Genomic DNA, 17,671 nt, shown 5'->3' with positions numbered 1-17,671 from the left:
TCGATATAAATGAAATGATGGAGTGGCGTCATGAGCGAAAATGTAGGTTTTGCTGGTCAAATTGGTCCTGAACACGTAACTCAAGTGGTTGAGAAAGGTTTTAAATCGATTATCAACAACCGTCCGGACATGGAAGGTGGTTCCGAGCAGCCAACCAGTGCACAAATCGAGGAAGCTGCACGTAATGCCGGTCTGGATTATGTATTCCAGCCAGTAGTAGCCGGTCAGATTACTGAGCTTGATGTACGCACTTTTGCCAATCATTATAATGAGTTGCCAAAACCGATCTTGATGTTCTGCCGCACCGGAAACCGCTCGAATAACTTATATCAACTGGCAAAACAGATGGACCTGCTGGATGACTAAGTTGTTTTGGAAAGGTGTAGTATTGGCAACCTATTTTAGCTGTATTACACCTGTTTTTGCTGCAAATGATCTTAGCCGTGCGCTGACCTCTACGGTGAGTGTCGCGGGGCAAATGACACCAAGCAAGTTTCAGCAATTGATTCAGCAAGGTTTCAAATCTGTAATTGTAAATCGTCCTGATCAGGAAACTGGTAATAATGTCACGGTGAGTCAATTACGCTCCATTGCGGAGAAATCTCAAGTGAGTGTGATTTATCAGCCTGTGGTGAGTAGCCAGCTTTCTCAGGCCAATATTGAAGAATTTGCTCGATATTATAATGAGCTGCCTAAACCAATTTTAATGGTTTGCCGAAGCGGCACACGTTCGGCTGCTTTGTTTAATCAGGCTAAATCTCAAGGATTGATTCATGAATAAGTTATTGATCATTTTATGTTGTAGTTTGGCTTTTACAGGCTGTAGCTCGATGAATCTAAAGCCAACTGTAGGTGTGAATGTGGGAACTTCGATTTAATTTTTTAAATTTTAGTTCCCATCAAAAAAACAGCGCCGAAGCGCTGTTTTTATTGCATCAGAGATTATGAATAATTAACGTAGAAATTCGATACTTTGCCATTAGGTGCTGTAGTTGTCACTTTAAAGCTGTCCCCTTTGGCACAGTCTTTTAATTTATATTCGTAATAGCTTGAAACAACAATATTTGCAACTGAATTACTTCCTGTTGCTAACTCTGCAGAACATGATTTATTATTTTCTGTAGCATCTTCTGCTGCAACAGTGACAGATGTGCCAGAAGGCATCGGTGTCGTCAATGCATTCTTACCATAAAGATTAAAGCTTAATGAACTGTTGCTTGCTCTTAGACCTTGAATAGTCGGAGTGCTATCAGCAAAGTAAACAATAACTTGTTGACGCAAAATTGCTGGGAGTTGATTATCACAAGTTCCCTCAATATTCGGCTCCCTAAAGGTAGATGCCGCACACGGCACACTTGTTCCAGTCATTATTCTATCGTACTTAAACTCGCCTATTTCATTGTTATATGTAAGGCTTTCGTTATCATCACGGAAGAAACTGCCAATATTCTTCATTAATGTATCAACACCTGCTGTGTAAGTGTTATCGCCATTTTTATCTATGTAGCTCTTATCACCTTCAACATAAGCAAGTATGGTGACGCGACCATCTGCTGAACGTGGATTCTGTGTGCTGATTTCTACAGAACATTGGCCATTTAAAGTTGAACACGCTCCCCCAACTTTACCCCCTTCAGCTACGAAGTTAACAACTGTTCCATCAGGAACATCATTGCTATTACGATCAGCAAGTCTTGCAACAAGCGTCGCCTTGTCACCATCCATATCATTTTGCAGTGAGTTTTTACTCAAAGACAGACTAAAACTATTTTGTGTAGCACGCCCTGTGGTAATCGTTACATCTTTTGACAGCGCTGTGAATCCTGATGATAACATTGCACTGATTTCGACAGGTCCAGGAATATTGCCAGGATAAATATTCACAAGTACTTTACCATTGCTATCAGTTTTGACAATTCTATTTGCTTTATTATTTAAGCTGACAAAACTTGTTCCTTGCGGAGATTGTACTAAACTTAGAGTTACCTCTTGGTTAGGGAGAGCTTTTTCATTTGAATAAACAGTGAATTCGACTTGGCTACTTGATGATGATCCACTACCTAAAACAGGGATTGAAATCGCTTTAGATGTATATACGACAGAGGTTGCTGTTGCAGCTTCTACATTCACAGGAACTTTTTGTGCACTGGCTGGTGAGTTACTTGGCGTAACTGTAATCTCTTGTTTACCACTACATAAGTTACCAGATGCATCATAAGCATAATATGTATTAGAAATATTGCCTTCGCTTGTAGAAATTACACTTGAGTGAGCAAAACTACCGCAACTTGCTGAGAATGTTACTTCCTGATTGTTTTGATAGTTGCCATTAGCATCTTGAACCAAAAGTGTAAGGAGTGTAGACCCACCTGAAACTAATGTTGTGCTTGCAGCTTTAAATTGATCAATAAGGATGTCTGTTTTAACAAAACTTATATTTTTTGACTGAGTAGCACTTTGATTATTAAATGAAGCTGTTGCAGAAATCTTATATGGGCCTGTAACATTCGCATTGGTTGGTGTAACGCCAATACTTGCTTCGCCATCAGCATTTGTCAGCACTGAACTATTCGTTGTACTAAAAGTCATATTTTCACCAGAAAATGCAACCACTGCACCACTGACAGGTTTACCACTTCCATCACTTACTTTAACTGTGGCTACAGCACCAAGCGCTGAAATAGTTTCTGTTTCTTCACCATTCGAGTCTTTAAGTGAAAAGTCAGTGACATTAAGCGCTTGAACTTCAGCAGGATTACTAGAATTTCCGCCAGAACCCGCCCCCCCATTATTATAATATCCATCACTACCGCCACAGCCTGCTAACATTAGTGCTAAAGTAAGAGTAGATAATTTAATACCTAATTGTTTACTAATCATTTAAATCCCCAAGACCCTCTATTATAGAGTTTGTTATCAATCTTTATTCATTATGCGATATGTAATCATAGTTAAGCATTTATGTAAATAAAGGTAAGCTAAATGTTTTGTATGCTAGCTTATATTCATAAATTGATTTCAATAAGAGCAATTAATGTACGACCTCATCATTATCGGTGCAGGCACTGCAGGAATCAGTGCTTATAACGAAGCCATCAAATACACCCAGAATATTTTAATTATCAATGATGGCCCCTGGGACACTACCTGTGCCCGGGTAGGTTGTATGCCTAGTAAACTGCTGATCTCTTCTGCAAATCGCATGCATGACATTCAAACTGCTGAAGAACTTGCTTTAAAGCATAACGCTGTCATTGATACTTCAGATGTTATGCAACGTGTGCATGTCCTTAGAGAACGTTTTATTCGTGCAACCTTGAAAGGTGTCGATCAATGGGACAGCTCACATAAAATTTCCGGAAAAGCCAAATTTATTGATCCCCAAACGATCGAAGTCAATGGACAATCCTATCGGGCCAAAAGTTTTATTGTTGCTGTAGGCTCACGCCCTAATGTTGATAAAGCTTTAAAGCAACAATTAAAAGAAAAATACATCACTTCTAATGAAATATTTGAATTTTCTCAATTACCTGAGTCTTTAGCGGTAATCGGGAGTGGCATCATTGCAATTGAATTAGCTCAAGCCATGCAACGACTGGGTGTACAAACTACAATGTTTGCGCGTAGTCAAAAAGTAGGTGCCTTAACCAGTCCAGTCTTACAGAAACTGGCACAGGAGCAACTCAGTAAAGAACTCAATATCAAGTTTAAGAACTTGCCAGATGAAGTTGGAATACAAGCTGATAAAATAAAGATTAATTTTACAGAAAATGATCAGACTGAAAGTATTGAAGTTGACTATATCTTAGGCGCCACAGGTCGGCAAAGCAATATAGATCGTTTAGGTCTAGATCAACTCAATTCAACATTCAAGGACATCAAAAACCTTCCTATCGATAAAGAAACCAAACAACTTGCAAACCTACCTATATTTATAGTCGGTGATGCCGCACCTGATGCGCCGATTCAACATGAAGCCGCGCATGCGGGTAAACAGGCAGTTTATAACTGTTTAAATTATCCGGATGTAAAGCCTATTCCTGCCTTAATCCCATTGGCGATTGTATTTTGTCATCCTGAAATGGCGATTGTCGGAAAAAGTTTTAAACAGCTGGAAGATCAACACATCGAATTTATTCGGGGATTCGTCTCTTATGAAAATCAAGGGCGTGCACTGGTTTTGGCAGAAAACTCAGGTGGAATAGAAGTTTATATTGCTAAAAAATCAGGTAAATTACTTGGTGCAGAACTCTTTTGCTCCCAAGCAGAACATCTGGCCCATTCACTGGCCTGGATGATTGATGCTGACCAGGATATTTATCAGATCTTAAAGAAACCTTTTTATCATCCAACTTTGGAAGAAGGACTCAGAACTGCATTTAAACATGCTCGACGTCAATTGGATGCATTGCTATAAAGGAACTATAAACCTATTACGCTTTAAAATTGGTTCTTGCTCTAGTCTAATATTGAGCAATGTTGATGTTAAATTTATATATGACATATATAAGACAATTATTCCGCCCATAAAAAAATCCCCCTCTGCTAATGCGGAGGGGGATTTTGGAATAATGAGCTGGCGATGACTTACTCTCACATGGGTAATCCCACACTACCATCAGCGCTAAGAGGTTTCACTTCTGAGTTCGGGAAGGGATCAGGTGGTTCACTCTTGCTATGGTCGCCAGCACAACTGTTTATGGATACTTGCTAGGTCTTATTGAGATGCCTTGCTTTCTACCAAATAGAATTCATTAACAGATTTATCTGAGTTGGATAGTTTGTTCGTTTAGCGTAACTAAATCAAGTCACTTTGTTTAATATCGAATCAATCGAGCTTTTATACAACAACTGTTTGGGTGTTGTATAGTCAAGCCTCACGAGCAATTAGTATTGGTCAGCTTCACATATCACTATGCTTCCACATCCAACCTATCAACGTCGTAGTCTTCAACGGCTCTTTAGGAGACATAAAGTCTCGGGGAAATCTTATCTTGAGGTAGGCTTCCCGCTTAGATGCTTTCAGCGGTTATCCCTTCCGAACATAGCTACCCGGCGATGCCACTGGCGTGACAACCGGTACACCAGAGGTTCGTCCACTCTGGTCCTCTCGTACTAGGAGCAGATCCTCTCAAATTTCCAACGCCCACGGTAGATAGGGACCGAACTGTCTCACGACGTTCTAAACCCAGCTCGCGTACCTCTTTAAATGGCGAACAGCCATACCCTTGGGACCTGCTTCAGCCCCAGGATGAGATGAGCCGACATCGAGGTGCCAAACACCGCCGTCGATATGAACTCTTGGGCGGTATCAGCCTGTTATCCCCAGAGTACCTTTTATCCGTTGAGCGATGGCCCTTCCATACAGAACCACCGGATCACTAAGACCTACTTTCGTACCTGCTCGACTTGTGGGTCTCGCAGTTAAGCGCGCTTTTGCCTTTATACTCTACGCGTGATTTCCGACCACGCTGAGCGCACCTTCGTACTCCTCCGTTACTCTTTAGGAGGAGACCGCCCCAGTCAAACTACCCACCAGACATGGTCCTCGTCCCGGATAACGGGACAGAGTTAGAACCTCAATATTACCAGGGTGGTATTTCAAGGACGGCTCCATCGCAACTAGCGTCGCGACTTCAAAGCCTCCCACCTATCCTACACAAGTAAGATCAAAGTTCAATGTCAAGCTGCAGTAAAGGTTCACGGGGTCTTTCCGTCTAGCCGCGGGTACACCGCATCTTCACGGCGAATTCGATTTCACTGAGTCTCTGCTGGAGACAGCGCCCCCATCATTATGCCATTCGTGCAGGTCGGAACTTACCCGACAAGGAATTTCGCTACCTTAGGACCGTTATAGTTACGGCCGCCGTTTACTGGGGCTTCGATCAAGAGCTTCGCTTACGCTAACCCCATCAATTAACCTTCCAGCACCGGGCAGGCATCACACCCTATACGTCCACTTTCGTGTTTGCAGAGTGCTATGTTTTTAATAAACAGTTGCAGGGGCCTGGTTTCTGAGGCTGTCGGCCGCTCAAGGAGCAAGTCCTATCACAGACAACAGCGTACCTTCTCCCGAAGTTACGGTACCATTTTGCCTAGTTCCTTCAGCAGAGTTCTCTCAAGCGCTTTGGTCTACTCGACCTGACCACCTGTGTCGGTTTCGGGTACGATTCCTGTGTAACTGAAGCTTAGAGACTTTTCCTGGAAGCATGGTATCAGCCACTTCACTGTACAAGTACAGCTTGCTATCAGTTCTCAGCATAGAGTACCCCGGATTTGCCTAAGATACATGCCTACAACCTTCCACCTGGACAACCAACGCCAGGCTGACTTAACCTTCTCCGTCCTCTCATCGCATTACACAGAAGTATTGGAATATTAACCAATTTCCCATCGACTACGCCTCTCGGCCTCGCCTTAGGGGTCGACTCACCCAGCCCCGATTAACGTTGGACTGGAACCCTTGGTCTTTCAGCGTGCGAGTTTTTCACTCGCATTGTCGTTACTCACGTCAGCATTCGCACTTCTGATACCTCCAGCAGACTTCTCAATCCACCTTCATCGGCTTACAGAACGCTCCCCTACCACGCATAATAAATTATGCATCCGCAGCTTCGGCATATAGTTTTAGCCCCGTTACATCTTCCGCGCAGGCCGACTCGACTAGTGAGCTATTACGCTTTCTTTAAAGGGTGGCTGCTTCTAAGCCAACCTCCTAGCTGTCTATGCCTTCCCACATCGTTTCCCACTTAACTATAATTTTGGGGCCTTAGCTGGCGGTCTGGATTGTTTTCCTCTTGACTACGGACGTTAGCACCCGCAGTCTGTCTCCCGGATAGTACTCATTGGTATTCGGAGTTTGCATCGGTTTGGTAAGTCGGGATGACCCCCTAGCCGAAACAGTGCTCTACCCCCAATGGTATTCGTCCGAGGCGCTACCTAAATAGCTTTCGGGGAGAACCAGCTATCACCAAGTTTGATTAGCCTTTCACCCCTATCCACAAGTCATCCCCTGGCTTTTCAACGACAGTGGGTTCGGTCCTCCAGTTAGTGTTACCCAACCTTCAACCTGCTCATGGATAGATCACCTGGTTTCGGGTCTATACCCAGCAACTAAACGCCCTATTAAGACTCGGTTTCCCTACGGCTCCCCTATGCGGTTAACCTTGCTACTGAATATAAGTCGCTGACCCATTATACAAAAGGTACGCAGTCACCGAACAAGTCGGCTCCCACTGCTTGTATGCATGCGGTTTCAGGATCTATTTCACTCCCCTCACAGGGGTTCTTTTCGCCTTTCCCTCACGGTACTGGTTCACTATCGGTCAGTCAGGAGTATTTAGCCTTGGAGGATGGTCCCCCCATATTCAGACAAGGTTTCACGTGCCTCGCCCTACTCGACATCATCATATAAGCCCTTTCGTGTACAGGACTATCACCGTCTACGGTCGCACTTCCCAGAGCGTTCCACTAGAACTTATATGACTTAATGGGCTCTTCCCCTTTCGCTCGCCGCTACTGAGGGAATCTCAATTGATTTCTTTTCCTAAGGGTACTGAGATGTTTCACTTCCCCTCGTTCGCCTTGCAACACTATGTATTCATGTTGCAATACCTACCTTATGGTAAGTGGGTTTCCCCATTCAGACATCTCCGGATCACAGGATATTTGCCGCCTCCCCGGAGCTTTTCGCAGGCTATCACGTCTTTCTTCGCCTCTGACTGCCAAGGCATCCACCACATGCACTTAATTACTTGACTATACAACCCCAAACAGTCGTTTATCCTTACAAGTGGGATAAGCAACAGATTGTGTCTTTCAACACTCTCATACAGTTGGCGTTTCGTAGATTCAACTACTGTACAGCTTCAATTAGATTCATATACCAAAACGCTTGATTCAGTTAATTTCGCTAGAACTCATTTCTTTAATCTTCACATCACAGTAATAAATCACTGTTAGTGTTGATCTTAAAAACGAGTTTGAACAAATTATTTCAACTCAAATATATTCTGTTAATGATTTTTCCAGCCTTCGTCAGGTCAGGAAACTGTGATAAATCACAGAGATTATCAAGTGCGCGTATCATAACGCTTGTACTTGTTAATCTCTAGGATCTAAACACCTGATCGCTTAGGAACTAAACAACTTCATCACTGTATGCTTACATACTGCGCGAAGCGTAGCTTCTTGCTTAAATTTCAAGTAAAAGCAGTGCTTTTATGATCTTGAAATTTGGTGGAGACTAGGAGAGTCGAACTCCTGACCTCCTGCGTGCAAAGCAGGCGCTCTACCAACTAAGCTAAGTCCCCAGCTTATCAATAAGTCAATGTATCGTTCTGTTCTGTTTGCTTCAGCACTTTCATGCTTCGTTAGTCAGATTTGGTGGGTCTGACAAGACTTGAACTTGTGACCCCACGCTTATCAAGCGTGTGCTCTAACCAACTGAGCTACAGACCCTCAGATACATCGTATGAAGAACAACTTGTTGTGGATTCTTACCAATCGTCAATCTTTCGTTAAGGAGGTGATCCAGCCGCAGGTTCCCCTACGGCTACCTTGTTACGACTTCACCCCAGTCATCTGCCACACCGTGGTAAGCGTCCCCCCTAAGGTTAGACTACCTACTTCTGGTGCAACAAACTCCCATGGTGTGACGGGCGGTGTGTACAAGGCCCGGGAACGTATTCACCGCGGCATTCTGATCCGCGATTACTAGCGATTCCGACTTCATGGAGTCGAGTTGCAGACTCCAATCCGGACTACGATCGGCTTTTTGAGATTAGCATCCACTCGCGTGGTAGCAACCCTTTGTACCGACCATTGTAGCACGTGTGTAGCCCTGGTCGTAAGGGCCATGATGACTTGACGTCGTCCCCGCCTTCCTCCAGTTTGTCACTGGCAGTATCCTTAAAGTTCCCGGCTTAACCCGCTGGCAAATAAGGAAAAGGGTTGCGCTCGTTGCGGGACTTAACCCAACATCTCACGACACGAGCTGACGACAGCCATGCAGCACCTGTATGTAAGTTCCCGAAGGCACCAATCCATCTCTGGAAAGTTCTTACTATGTCAAGACCAGGTAAGGTTCTTCGCGTTGCATCGAATTAAACCACATGCTCCACCGCTTGTGCGGGCCCCCGTCAATTCATTTGAGTTTTAGTCTTGCGACCGTACTCCCCAGGCGGTCTACTTATCGCGTTAGCTGCGCCACTAAAGCCTCAAAGGCCCCAACGGCTAGTAGACATCGTTTACGGCATGGACTACCAGGGTATCTAATCCTGTTTGCTCCCCATGCTTTCGCACCTCAGTGTCAGTATTAGGCCAGATGGCTGCCTTCGCCATCGGTATTCCTCCAGATCTCTACGCATTTCACCGCTACACCTGGAATTCTACCATCCTCTCCCATACTCTAGCCAACCAGTATCGAATGCAATTCCCAAGTTAAGCTCGGGGATTTCACATTTGACTTAATTGGCCACCTACGCGCGCTTTACGCCCAGTAAATCCGATTAACGCTTGCACCCTCTGTATTACCGCGGCTGCTGGCACAGAGTTAGCCGGTGCTTATTCTGCGAGTAACGTCCACTATCCAAGAGTATTAATCTCGGTAGCCTCCTCCTCGCTTAAAGTGCTTTACAACCAAAAGGCCTTCTTCACACACGCGGCATGGCTGGATCAGGGTTCCCCCCATTGTCCAATATTCCCCACTGCTGCCTCCCGTAGGAGTCTGGGCCGTGTCTCAGTCCCAGTGTGGCGGATCATCCTCTCAGACCCGCTACAGATCGTCGCCTTGGTAGGCCTTTACCCCACCAACTAGCTAATCCGACTTAGGCTCATCTATTAGCGCAAGGCCCGAAGGTCCCCTGCTTTCTCCCGTAGGACGTATGCGGTATTAGCATCCCTTTCGAGATGTTGTCCCCCACTAATAGGCAGATTCCTAAGCATTACTCACCCGTCCGCCGCTAGGTAATGTAGCAAGCTACATTTCCCCGCTCGACTTGCATGTGTTAAGCCTGCCGCCAGCGTTCAATCTGAGCCATGATCAAACTCTTCAGTTTAATACTATGTAGCACCTTAAAGGGTGCCAATCTTGGCTCATCAATTTTCTGACAAATATTTCTCAAATAAACTTCGAGTAATTTCTACCATCAATCAATGAAAATAATTTCGATCGATCAACCAGTAAAAATCCACACAAGTTGTTCTTCATAATCTCTTAATGATCTTCTTGCTGATTCGTCACCAGCAAGCTAGGTCGGCTATATTACACTAGATATTCTTAGTGTCAACTAGCAATGAAAACTATTTTTAAACTTTCTTTCTAAAACCCAACTCAATCAAACTTAACTAAGTCACTGTTTTATCAGAAGTTTTAATCTTCATCACCGCCGATGGATGTGCATTCTACAGGATTCCCAACCCAATACAACCCCTATTTTTAAATAATTCAGCAAAATCATCACGATTGTTTATTTATTCTACAAAAATCGCGCTTTTCTTCATTTCTTGAGCATTAAAGGGACTGAATTGGATAAATGACTTAATCTTTTTTCAGTTTTATTCTGTTCTTGAAAGCGTAAAGGCCGGCAATCTATGTATTCACAATAACCCCCTTCCCCATTTTCAGTTTCTTCATTTATTTTCACTTGATAACTAAAACTTCCTACATAGCCCGCTGCCAGGCCAAATTTAAAATCTCCACGACTTTGACCTTGTACCCAGATACAAGTACCGTCTGCATTTTCATAACACCATTCAAATTCGCGCGGCAAATACATACTTTGCCGATTGGGTGTCGTGACACACGGATAAACACGATGAACTTTAAAATAAACTTTTCGATCGAACATTTGGGTCCGCATGTTTTTTAAATCACGCAGATAGATCCGCGACTGAACAATACGATTAAAACCATCCCGAATCTGCGCCAACAACAGTTGCCTGTTTTCACTGAGATTAATAATTTGATAAGTCAGGAAGGCCAAAGGTAGATAAGGAAAGTTAAAACTCCGCGCGTATTCAAAGCTTCCAAGACCATCAATCGTATATTGCTGCGCTTTATAGTTCACCGTTCCCTGACAATGACATAGCAAAGACCAGTGATCTGCCAAGGAAAACCGCATTTGGGTAAAATGAGAAATCAGTTGAGTGGTTTGAATATTTAAATCAAAACTGAGTTCCGAGTCAGAACGCTGCAAACGAAAATTTGGAAAACTTCCGCTCAATTGCTCACGATCCAGAAACTGAAACAGACCTGATCTAAAATGACAGTCCTTCTTGACCGAATAGTGATGCAATTGTCCCACCATATGTGGGCTCGAACTGCAAATCACGGTGGCGGTGTCTAAGGCTGTGGTTTCGATTGCACTCGGGTTTGCCAGCATGGGTGCATTGGGTTGCCCGATAATACTCAGAAAGTTTAAATAATAGAGGGGTGCCGGAAGCCCGGGGATCATCAAACCCTGATGAATAATTTTATATTTTGAGGTGGGGCCATGATAGGCGGGATGGCGCGAAACAGTAGGAGTCTGATTCAGCTGTTTCGAACGATCTAAAAAATCTTGAAGAAACCGCATCTCAGACTCCTTATCTTTTTATAATGTACTCGATCTTTTTGCCATAAAGGTGGTTACAAAACCAGACAAGGCATAGAGAATAGAAATGACCAGAATGCCGACAGGAATATTATAAGTCATCGCTGCAAAGACGAATACGGCGATTGGTAAGACAAAAAATGGAACCCGTTTACGTTCTACAGTTTTAAATGAATAGTATTTGATATTGGAAATCATCAACAAGCCTACCGCAATGATGACCACTGCATTAATGACCTGAAGAGAAGGTTCACGAATATCAAAGATTTCTGGAAAATCCAGACCGACCCAGACCAGTGACACAATCATGATGGCAGCCAGAGGACTTGCGACACCAATAAAATAACGTTTGTCGACCACACCAATCTGTACATTGAAGCGTGCCAGACGGAACGCAGCACATGCGGTATAAACAAAACAAGCCGCCAGACCAATACGGCCCAAATCGCTTAAGCCCCAGCTATACATCAAAATAGCGGGAGCTACACCAAAAGCCAGCATATCAGAAAGCGAGTCAAATTGTTCACCGAACGGACTTTGTGCACCAATAGCACGTGCCACACGCCCATCCAGTCCATCCAGTAATGCCGCAATAAAAATCGCATAAATAGCTTGCTGAAAATCACCATTCATACTGGCAATAATCGAGTAGAAACCTGACAACAACGCTGCCGTTGTAATCAGGTTCGGCCATAGATAGATGCCTCGACGCTTAACTTTTTGCCCTTCCTGGGTATGCTCCTCTTCTTCTACCTCAAAGGTGATGCCATCGAAAGGCACTTCAGTTGAAGAGTCACGTTCCGGTTTGCTTATATTTGTCATTCTTGTCGATCCTAGCTATGACCTGATCTTTGAAAAAATTATTCGCCCACTAACCAACGAACTGCAGCGTGACCACCGTTTTCACTCATGCGAAGATGCGGGAATAACCACTGTAGTGCTTCATCAGCATCTTCAGAGAATTTCCAAGGTGGGTTAATCACCAGCAAACCACAACCGTTCAGGCCTACTGGGGTATCATCCGGCCATACACAGACTTCACAAACCAGTTGACGGCGGATACCAGTCTTGAACATTTTCTTCTCGAAGCGTTCAATCATGGCACGGTCTTTAATTGGATACCAAACGGCGAAGACACCTGTCGGCCATTTCTTATACGCAGCAACCAGCAGCTCAACCAACTGTGGGAAATCTTTACGCTCCAGTTCATACGGCGGATCGATCATCACCAGACCACGTTTTTCTTTCGGCGGAATGACTGCTAAAAGACCTTCGTATGCATCACGTTCATGCAAACCGGCACGCTTGTCAAAAATATTATGACGAAGTTGCTGGAATACATCACGCTGCATTTCAAAAATGGTCGCTTTATCAATCTCGCGCATGCCTTCTAGCGCAAACCACGGTGAACCCGGATAAGCACCCTTACCAAAGTTTTCACGCATGTTTTCAACAATTTTTAAGTATTGTTGTACGCCTTCAGGTGCATTACGCTTGATCGAATCATCAAGCTTAACCAGACGATGAATACCGTTTAAAAACTCACCTGATTTTTGCGCTTCGGCAGTCGACAAATCATATTTACCTGCACCACCATGTGTATCTACATAGCGATAAGGTTTGTCTTTTGCATTCAGTCGAGTCAACAACTGAAGCAATAAAACGTGCTTCATGACATCGGCAAAGTTGCCTGCGTGGTAAGAGTGACGGTAATTCATGTTTCAATTATTCCTAAGATCAATTGCTATTTTAACATGAAAAACTATTTCGTTCAGAAACGATTATTGCACTAAAATAGCGGACCTTTTTTTATCACACTATCGAGAATTGAAAAAATGGAAGCAGTTATCATCCCAGGGGATTGGAATGTTGATCAAATCTTAGATGATTTAGATCAACATGGCTTTAGTATTGTTGACGATGCTTACTCTAGCGAATATCAACATGCAGTGAGTCAAGAATGCTTAAGCCACTTAAACGAATTTCGTAATGCAGCCATTCAAAATGGTGTAGTTAACAACATCCGTAGTGATCATATTCTTTGGTTACAACCTGAATTTCAAATTTCCCACCTACACATCCAAACACTTCAACAATTTTCCCAAATTTTAAACCGCGCGTTTTATTTAGGCATCAAAGATGTCGAAGCACATTTCGCTTGCTATCACGCGGGTGAGTTCTATACCCTGCACCGCGACAATCCTCAAGATAAAAATGGCCGGATGATTTCCAGTGTGTATTATTTACATGGACAATGGCAGGCGGACTGGGGCGGTGAACTGCGCCTGCAGGATAAACATGGTCAGTGGCATATTATCCAGCCAAAACCGAACCGAATGGCGCTGTTCCAGAGCGATTTATTACATGAGGTTTTAATCTCTAACCAGCAACGCCTATCCATTACCGCCTGGCTAAGAAGTGATACATCACTACTCTAAGACGACCTGCCGCTTTAAATTTTAATTTTTAGCCTCATATAGCCATTATTGAGAAATGAGGATTGCGTTGATGCGATTAACAACCAAACAGATTATTCAACGTCTGGGTGAAACTGACCAATTGTACTTAAAAGGCAATACGCCAGAATTAACGCTTGAACGTGCTGATCTTCGTTTACAGCTGGTGACTTTAAGTGAACTGCGTCAGGAACAGCGACATTTCCTGCAAGAAGCCGTAGTGTTGCTGGAACAAGGCCGGGTAGAATTTGAAGAAATGCCGCTGCGCATGTATATCAACCTATCTTTGCATCTGGCCAAGGCTTATATGATGTTTTTTGAATTGACCAAAGAGCACCATTTCGCCCTGATTACCCAGCAAATTTTAAAGCCAATGGCCAGTTATGAGCATGGTGATATTTATTTCTTCCTGGCCTATGCCAGTGCCAGTAAAAATGAGCCAGCCCTGACGCGTCACTGGTTAGGTAAATACACTACGACTGCCGAGTTTGAGCTGGAATTATTACAGCAGCATCATGCTTTTAATGATTATCGTCAGCACGAATGGTTTAACAAAATATTAAAAAGCAAAATGCATTAAGCCAAAGAACAAAAACGCCTCAGATGAGGCGTTTTTTAATGCAAGTTATATCGTCTTATTCTAAATATTAGAAAGGCTCAGGAAAAATAATCAGGCAGGTTGACGTCTATAGGCGTCCATGTGCAGTTGCTGATTCAGTTCATCGACCCAAATTGCCCAATCATCATCTTGTACCAAATGGCTAATCAATAAAGAACGCTGGGCTTTATTCCAGAATGGCGCATCATGCAAGGACAGCCCTGCTGGCAGTTGATGGGTGCGTACATACAATTCAATAGCCGCAGGACTATTGGCGAGACCGAGCTGAGAAAACAAGAGCTCTAAGGATGGTTGGTTCTTTGCGAGCATCGCGCCCTCCTTATATCAGATAAATTGTAATTATTTATAGATCTAACTTATAAGATAAGACAAAAAAAACCTAGTCCTTTGACTAGGTTTGTTGTTTCTTTTTGTATGAATGCATTTAAACGCTTTGTTTGTCGCTTTCCACATGTAAAAGCTGATTTAACTTGTCAATAATGACAATCCATTCATCATCTTGGTGCCAATGTTCACGCAGGAAGGCACTTTGTCCCTCACTCCAGAATTCGGCATCTGGCAATGCGACTTCAGATGGCAATTGATGGGTATGGGTAAATTGATTAATTGAGGCTTCATCAGAAGGCAAACCCAATTGTTCAAATAATAATTCTAAAGTTAACTGTTGTTCCGTAAGCATAAATAGACTCCATCGTAGTGTTAAATTATGAGCGTGTTGAGATTCGAATTCTTAGGTTGATTTATGGCCGGGTATGTCACAGGAACCTGAACCCTCTGCCTCAATATGTAATTGTTCATTCAATACATCAACAAAAATGGCCCAGTCATCATCTTTCTTCCAGTGACTGATCAGAAAGTCATGCTGTGATTTACTCCAAAAAGGAGCTTTATGCAGGGGCACATCCATACCGATTTGATGCGTATTAATAAACTCATCAATCGCTTCCGGACTCGAATCCAGACCCAATTGTTCAAAGAAAAGTTCGAAGGTGGCGCGTTGTTCTAACATCTGAACCTCCATCTTTTTTATCTATAATCTTGTCTCTACCTTAGATCGCTCATAGCGAAAACTCAGTTGTCTCTCCTTCACAGCTTGTTATTTTTTGTTGATTAAAGTGAGTGACATAAAAAAAGCACCCCAAATGGAGTGCTTTTCTTCAACTTAATCTAAGAAGATCAAATTATTTAAGCATATCAGCAATTGCTGCGCGCTCTTCTTCAAGTTCGTTCAACGTAACGTTGATACGTTCACGGCTGAATTCGTCGATTTCAAGACCTTGAACGATTTTGTATTCACCGTTTTCAGTCGTTACAGGGAAACCGAACATTACGCCTTCAGGAATACCGTAAGAACCATCAGAAGGAATACCCATCGTTACCCATTCGCCGTTTGTACCAAGAGCCCAATCGCGCATATGGTCGATTGCAGCGTTAGCAGCAGAAGCAGCAGAAGACAAACCACGTGCTTCGATGATCGCAGCACCACGTTTACCAACAGTCGGAAGGAATGTATTTGCATTCCATTCTTGGTCGTTGATCATGTCTTTAACGCTTTCGCCGTTAATTGTTGCAAAACGGTAGTCGGCATACATGGTTGGAGAGTGGTTACCCCAAACTGTAAGATTTTTGATGTCTTTAACCGCTTTACCAGTTTTAGCAGCAATTTGAGATGCAGCACGGTTGTGGTCAAGACGTAACATTGCAGTGAAGTTTTTCGCTGGAAGATCTGGAGCAGATTTCATTGCGATGTAAGCATTCGTGTTTGCAGGGTTACCAACAACTAGAACTTTAACGTCACGGCTTGCAACTTCGTTCAATGCTTGACCTTGACCGATGAAGATTTCACCGTTCACTTTAAGCAGGTCAGCACGTTCCATACCTGGACCACGTGGACGTGAACCAACTAATAACGCATAGTCAGCATCTTTAAATGCAACTTTAGGATCATCAGTACCGATCATGTCTTCTAGTAATGGGAATGCACAATCTTGAAGCTCCATCATTACGCCTTTAAGCGCTTGTTGAGCTTTCTCAAAAGGAACTTCGAGCAATTGCAAAATCACTGGTTGATCTTTACCTAGCATTTCGCCGCTTGCGATACGGAATAATAGGCTGTAACCAATTTGACCTGCAGCGCCAGTAACGGCAACACGAACTGCTTGCTTCATCTAATTATCTCCAATTGAGGATATTCAATGCGATTAAATAGTTAGTATTTAATCTAATAATCGTAAACGCGAAAGATTGTACTCCAATCCTTTGCCAGATGCATATAAAAGAGGACGGATTTCACCTAAAGTCTGATAGGAAATATAAATTAAATCGGCAAAAAAGCTCAGTATGTTCCTTTTATTGTGACAGTTTTTGGGCATGTATTAATAATGTTGGCAGGACAGGATTTGTAATTGCCATTGGGGCGATAACAGACCTTGATCGAGGTAAGCACGCTAGCTGACTGAGTCTGCTGGCAGTTGAATCGCAAGGCATTGCCCGGTAATTGCGGATTAATTTTCAGGAATTTGGCTCGCAATGTATCGACAGAAATCGTGATATTTTCCTGTTCCGTCAGTTCCGCAGGCACTTTGAGACGATCTGCATAATTGATAATCGTCCGGAAATACTGACTGGCATTCATCGGCACGCAGCCACCGATATTACGCCATAAAATTGTCCGGGTATTGTCATCCGGCATGATTCTGGCCACCACCTTGGACTGCAGTGGTGACAGTTTCGCAGAGCTATTGGTCGTACAATTTTGTGATGTGGTCTGAGGATATAAGCCGGAGATATTCAGCGAATAACCTTCCAGACATTTTCGTTTCTTGGCATATTCAGGGTACAAGCTACATAAGGCCGGGACCATTTGTACATCCATGACATAGTCTGTCGGCGCAGCAAACGCAGCCGGACTGCTGGCCAAAACCACAAGCGCAAACGATCCCGCCCAGACTCGACGATCCTTCATTATTTTCATGAATAAATCACCATCCCCAATAATTTTA

General features: G+C 43.4%; 14 protein-coding genes, 2 tRNA genes and 3 rRNA genes. 5 read left to right on the top strand and 14 right to left on the bottom strand.

What is annotated here, in order from left to right; translation table 11 throughout:
• The first annotated feature begins 30 nt into the window (after positions 1 to 30).
• Together H0S56_RS02455 and H0S56_RS02450 are read left to right on the top strand one after the other, a co-directional pair.
• Positions 31 to 366 (top strand): TIGR01244 family sulfur transferase, encoded by a 336-nt coding sequence (locus tag H0S56_RS02455; protein ID WP_004281596.1) that lies wholly within the window; start codon positions 31 to 33, stop codon positions 364 to 366.
• Positions 359 to 781 carry a beta-lactamase hydrolase domain-containing protein gene (locus H0S56_RS02450; RefSeq protein ID WP_195725580.1) on the top strand — a complete coding sequence of 141 codons (423 nt, stop codon included), beginning with the start codon at positions 359 to 361 and terminating at the stop codon, positions 779 to 781. The genes H0S56_RS02455 and H0S56_RS02450 overlap by 8 nt, the downstream gene beginning before the upstream one ends.
• A gap of 161 nt (positions 782 to 942) precedes the next feature.
• Here the strand turns inward: H0S56_RS02450 and H0S56_RS02445 are convergent, their stop codons facing one another.
• On the bottom strand, positions 943 to 2,880 hold the full coding sequence (locus H0S56_RS02445; RefSeq protein WP_195725579.1) for an Ig-like domain-containing protein: 1,938 nt from the start codon (positions 2,878 to 2,880) through the stop codon (positions 943 to 945).
• A gap of 154 nt (positions 2,881 to 3,034) precedes the next feature.
• On the opposite strand from H0S56_RS02445, the gene H0S56_RS02440 reads away from it, so the two are divergent.
• Positions 3,035 to 4,417, top strand: a complete 1,383-nt coding sequence (locus H0S56_RS02440) for a dihydrolipoyl dehydrogenase (protein WP_195725578.1) — start codon at positions 3,035 to 3,037, stop codon at positions 4,415 to 4,417.
• A gap of 157 nt (positions 4,418 to 4,574) precedes the next feature.
• Here the strand turns inward: H0S56_RS02440 and rrf are convergent.
• The 8 genes from rrf to H0S56_RS02400 all read right to left on the bottom strand — a co-directional run bounded on the left by rrf (position 4,575) and on the right by H0S56_RS02400 (position 13,312).
• Positions 4,575 to 4,689, bottom strand: a 5S ribosomal RNA gene (rrf, locus tag H0S56_RS02435).
• 177 nt (positions 4,690 to 4,866) lie between these two features.
• Positions 4,867 to 7,760, bottom strand: a 23S ribosomal RNA gene (locus H0S56_RS02430).
• A gap of 476 nt (positions 7,761 to 8,236) precedes the next feature.
• Positions 8,237 to 8,312 (bottom strand) — tRNA-Ala (locus H0S56_RS02425).
• A 71-nt stretch (positions 8,313 to 8,383) separates the two neighbouring features.
• Positions 8,384 to 8,460 (bottom strand) — tRNA-Ile (locus tag H0S56_RS02420).
• 60 nt (positions 8,461 to 8,520) lie between these two features.
• Positions 8,521 to 10,058, bottom strand: a 16S ribosomal RNA gene (locus H0S56_RS02415).
• Together the 16S, 23S and 5S rRNA genes with 2 tRNA genes alongside form the textbook arrangement of a ribosomal RNA operon.
• A gap of 441 nt (positions 10,059 to 10,499) precedes the next feature.
• Positions 10,500 to 11,576, bottom strand: coding sequence for a DUF6670 family protein (locus H0S56_RS02410; protein WP_195725577.1), 1,077 nt, complete (start codon positions 11,574 to 11,576; stop codon positions 10,500 to 10,502).
• Between the two features lie 18 nt (positions 11,577 to 11,594).
• A complete protein-coding gene (pssA, locus tag H0S56_RS02405; RefSeq protein ID WP_005108642.1) occupies positions 11,595 to 12,416 on the bottom strand; it encodes a CDP-diacylglycerol--serine O-phosphatidyltransferase in 822 nt (273 codons plus the stop codon).
• Positions 12,417 to 12,454: 38 nt separating this feature from the next.
• Positions 12,455 to 13,312, bottom strand: a complete 858-nt coding sequence (locus H0S56_RS02400) for a 23S rRNA (adenine(2030)-N(6))-methyltransferase RlmJ (protein ID WP_004732197.1) — start codon at positions 13,310 to 13,312, stop codon at positions 12,455 to 12,457.
• 117 nt (positions 13,313 to 13,429) lie between these two features.
• Here H0S56_RS02400 and H0S56_RS02395 point away from each other — a divergent pair, with 117 nt between their 5' ends.
• Positions 13,430 to 14,032 (top strand): 2OG-Fe(II) oxygenase, encoded by a 603-nt coding sequence (locus H0S56_RS02395; protein WP_195725576.1) that lies wholly within the window; start codon positions 13,430 to 13,432, stop codon positions 14,030 to 14,032.
• A 70-nt stretch (positions 14,033 to 14,102) separates the two neighbouring features.
• The gene (locus H0S56_RS02390; protein WP_004281425.1) at positions 14,103 to 14,630 is read left to right on the top strand and encodes a hypothetical protein; all 528 of its coding nucleotides are present in this window, start codon (positions 14,103 to 14,105) and stop codon (positions 14,628 to 14,630) included.
• 90 nt (positions 14,631 to 14,720) lie between these two features.
• Here H0S56_RS02390 and H0S56_RS02385 read toward each other — a convergent pair whose 3' ends face one another.
• The 5 genes from H0S56_RS02385 to H0S56_RS02365 all read right to left on the bottom strand — a co-directional run bounded on the left by H0S56_RS02385 (position 14,721) and on the right by H0S56_RS02365 (position 17,643).
• Complete coding sequence (locus tag H0S56_RS02385) at positions 14,721 to 14,978, bottom strand: DUF2789 family protein (RefSeq protein WP_004645106.1); 258 nt, start codon at positions 14,976 to 14,978, stop codon at positions 14,721 to 14,723.
• 115 nt (positions 14,979 to 15,093) lie between these two features.
• A complete protein-coding gene (locus H0S56_RS02380) occupies positions 15,094 to 15,348 on the bottom strand; it encodes a DUF2789 family protein (protein ID WP_004645105.1) in 255 nt (84 codons plus the stop codon).
• A 51-nt stretch (positions 15,349 to 15,399) separates the two neighbouring features.
• The gene (locus H0S56_RS02375; protein WP_004281428.1) at positions 15,400 to 15,678 is read right to left on the bottom strand and encodes a DUF2789 family protein; all 279 of its coding nucleotides are present in this window, start codon (positions 15,676 to 15,678) and stop codon (positions 15,400 to 15,402) included.
• 172 nt (positions 15,679 to 15,850) lie between these two features.
• Positions 15,851 to 16,837, bottom strand: coding sequence for a malate dehydrogenase (locus H0S56_RS02370; RefSeq protein WP_004281429.1), 987 nt, complete (start codon positions 16,835 to 16,837; stop codon positions 15,851 to 15,853).
• Positions 16,838 to 17,004: 167 nt separating this feature from the next.
• Positions 17,005 to 17,643 carry a ribonuclease T2 family protein gene (locus H0S56_RS02365; RefSeq protein ID WP_195725575.1) on the bottom strand — a complete coding sequence of 213 codons (639 nt, stop codon included), beginning with the start codon at positions 17,641 to 17,643 and terminating at the stop codon, positions 17,005 to 17,007.
• Between the last annotated feature and the right edge of the window lie 28 nt (positions 17,644 to 17,671).

It is taken from the genome of Acinetobacter lwoffii, from assembly GCF_015602705.1.
In the GTDB taxonomy this organism is placed as follows: Bacteria; Pseudomonadota; Gammaproteobacteria; order Pseudomonadales; family Moraxellaceae; genus Acinetobacter; species Acinetobacter lwoffii_E.
The sequence above is the reverse complement of the archived record's forward strand: the minus strand, read 5'-3'. Positions and strand labels throughout refer to the sequence as shown.

Excerpts from the sequence above, each read along its gene's own strand:
- pssA (WP_005108642.1), bottom strand. The coding sequence starts at position 12,416 with ATGACAAATATAAGCAAACCGGAACGTGACTCTTCAACTGAAGTGCCT.
- H0S56_RS02375 (WP_004281428.1), bottom strand. The coding sequence starts at position 15,678 with ATGTTAGAACAACGCGCCACCTTCGAACTTTTCTTTGAACAATTGGGT.
- H0S56_RS02450 (WP_195725580.1), top strand. The coding sequence starts at position 359 with ATGACTAAGTTGTTTTGGAAAGGTGTAGTATTGGCAACCTATTTTAGC.
- H0S56_RS02395 (WP_195725576.1), top strand. The coding sequence starts at position 13,430 with ATGGAAGCAGTTATCATCCCAGGGGATTGGAATGTTGATCAAATCTTA.
- H0S56_RS02440 (WP_195725578.1), top strand. The coding sequence starts at position 3,035 with ATGTACGACCTCATCATTATCGGTGCAGGCACTGCAGGAATCAGTGCT.
- H0S56_RS02385 (WP_004645106.1), bottom strand. The coding sequence starts at position 14,978 with ATGCTCGCAAAGAACCAACCATCCTTAGAGCTCTTGTTTTCTCAGCTC.
- H0S56_RS02410 (WP_195725577.1), bottom strand. The coding sequence starts at position 11,576 with ATGCGGTTTCTTCAAGATTTTTTAGATCGTTCGAAACAGCTGAATCAG.
- H0S56_RS02400 (WP_004732197.1), bottom strand. The coding sequence starts at position 13,312 with ATGAATTACCGTCACTCTTACCACGCAGGCAACTTTGCCGATGTCATG.
- H0S56_RS02380 (WP_004645105.1), bottom strand. The coding sequence starts at position 15,348 with ATGCTTACGGAACAACAGTTAACTTTAGAATTATTATTTGAACAATTG.
- H0S56_RS02390 (WP_004281425.1), top strand. The coding sequence starts at position 14,103 with ATGCGATTAACAACCAAACAGATTATTCAACGTCTGGGTGAAACTGAC.
- H0S56_RS02370 (WP_004281429.1), bottom strand. The coding sequence starts at position 16,837 with ATGAAGCAAGCAGTTCGTGTTGCCGTTACTGGCGCTGCAGGTCAAATT.
- H0S56_RS02455 (WP_004281596.1), top strand. The coding sequence starts at position 31 with ATGAGCGAAAATGTAGGTTTTGCTGGTCAAATTGGTCCTGAACACGTA.
- H0S56_RS02365 (WP_195725575.1), bottom strand. The coding sequence starts at position 17,643 with ATGAAAATAATGAAGGATCGTCGAGTCTGGGCGGGATCGTTTGCGCTT.
- H0S56_RS02445 (WP_195725579.1), bottom strand. The coding sequence starts at position 2,880 with ATGATTAGTAAACAATTAGGTATTAAATTATCTACTCTTACTTTAGCA.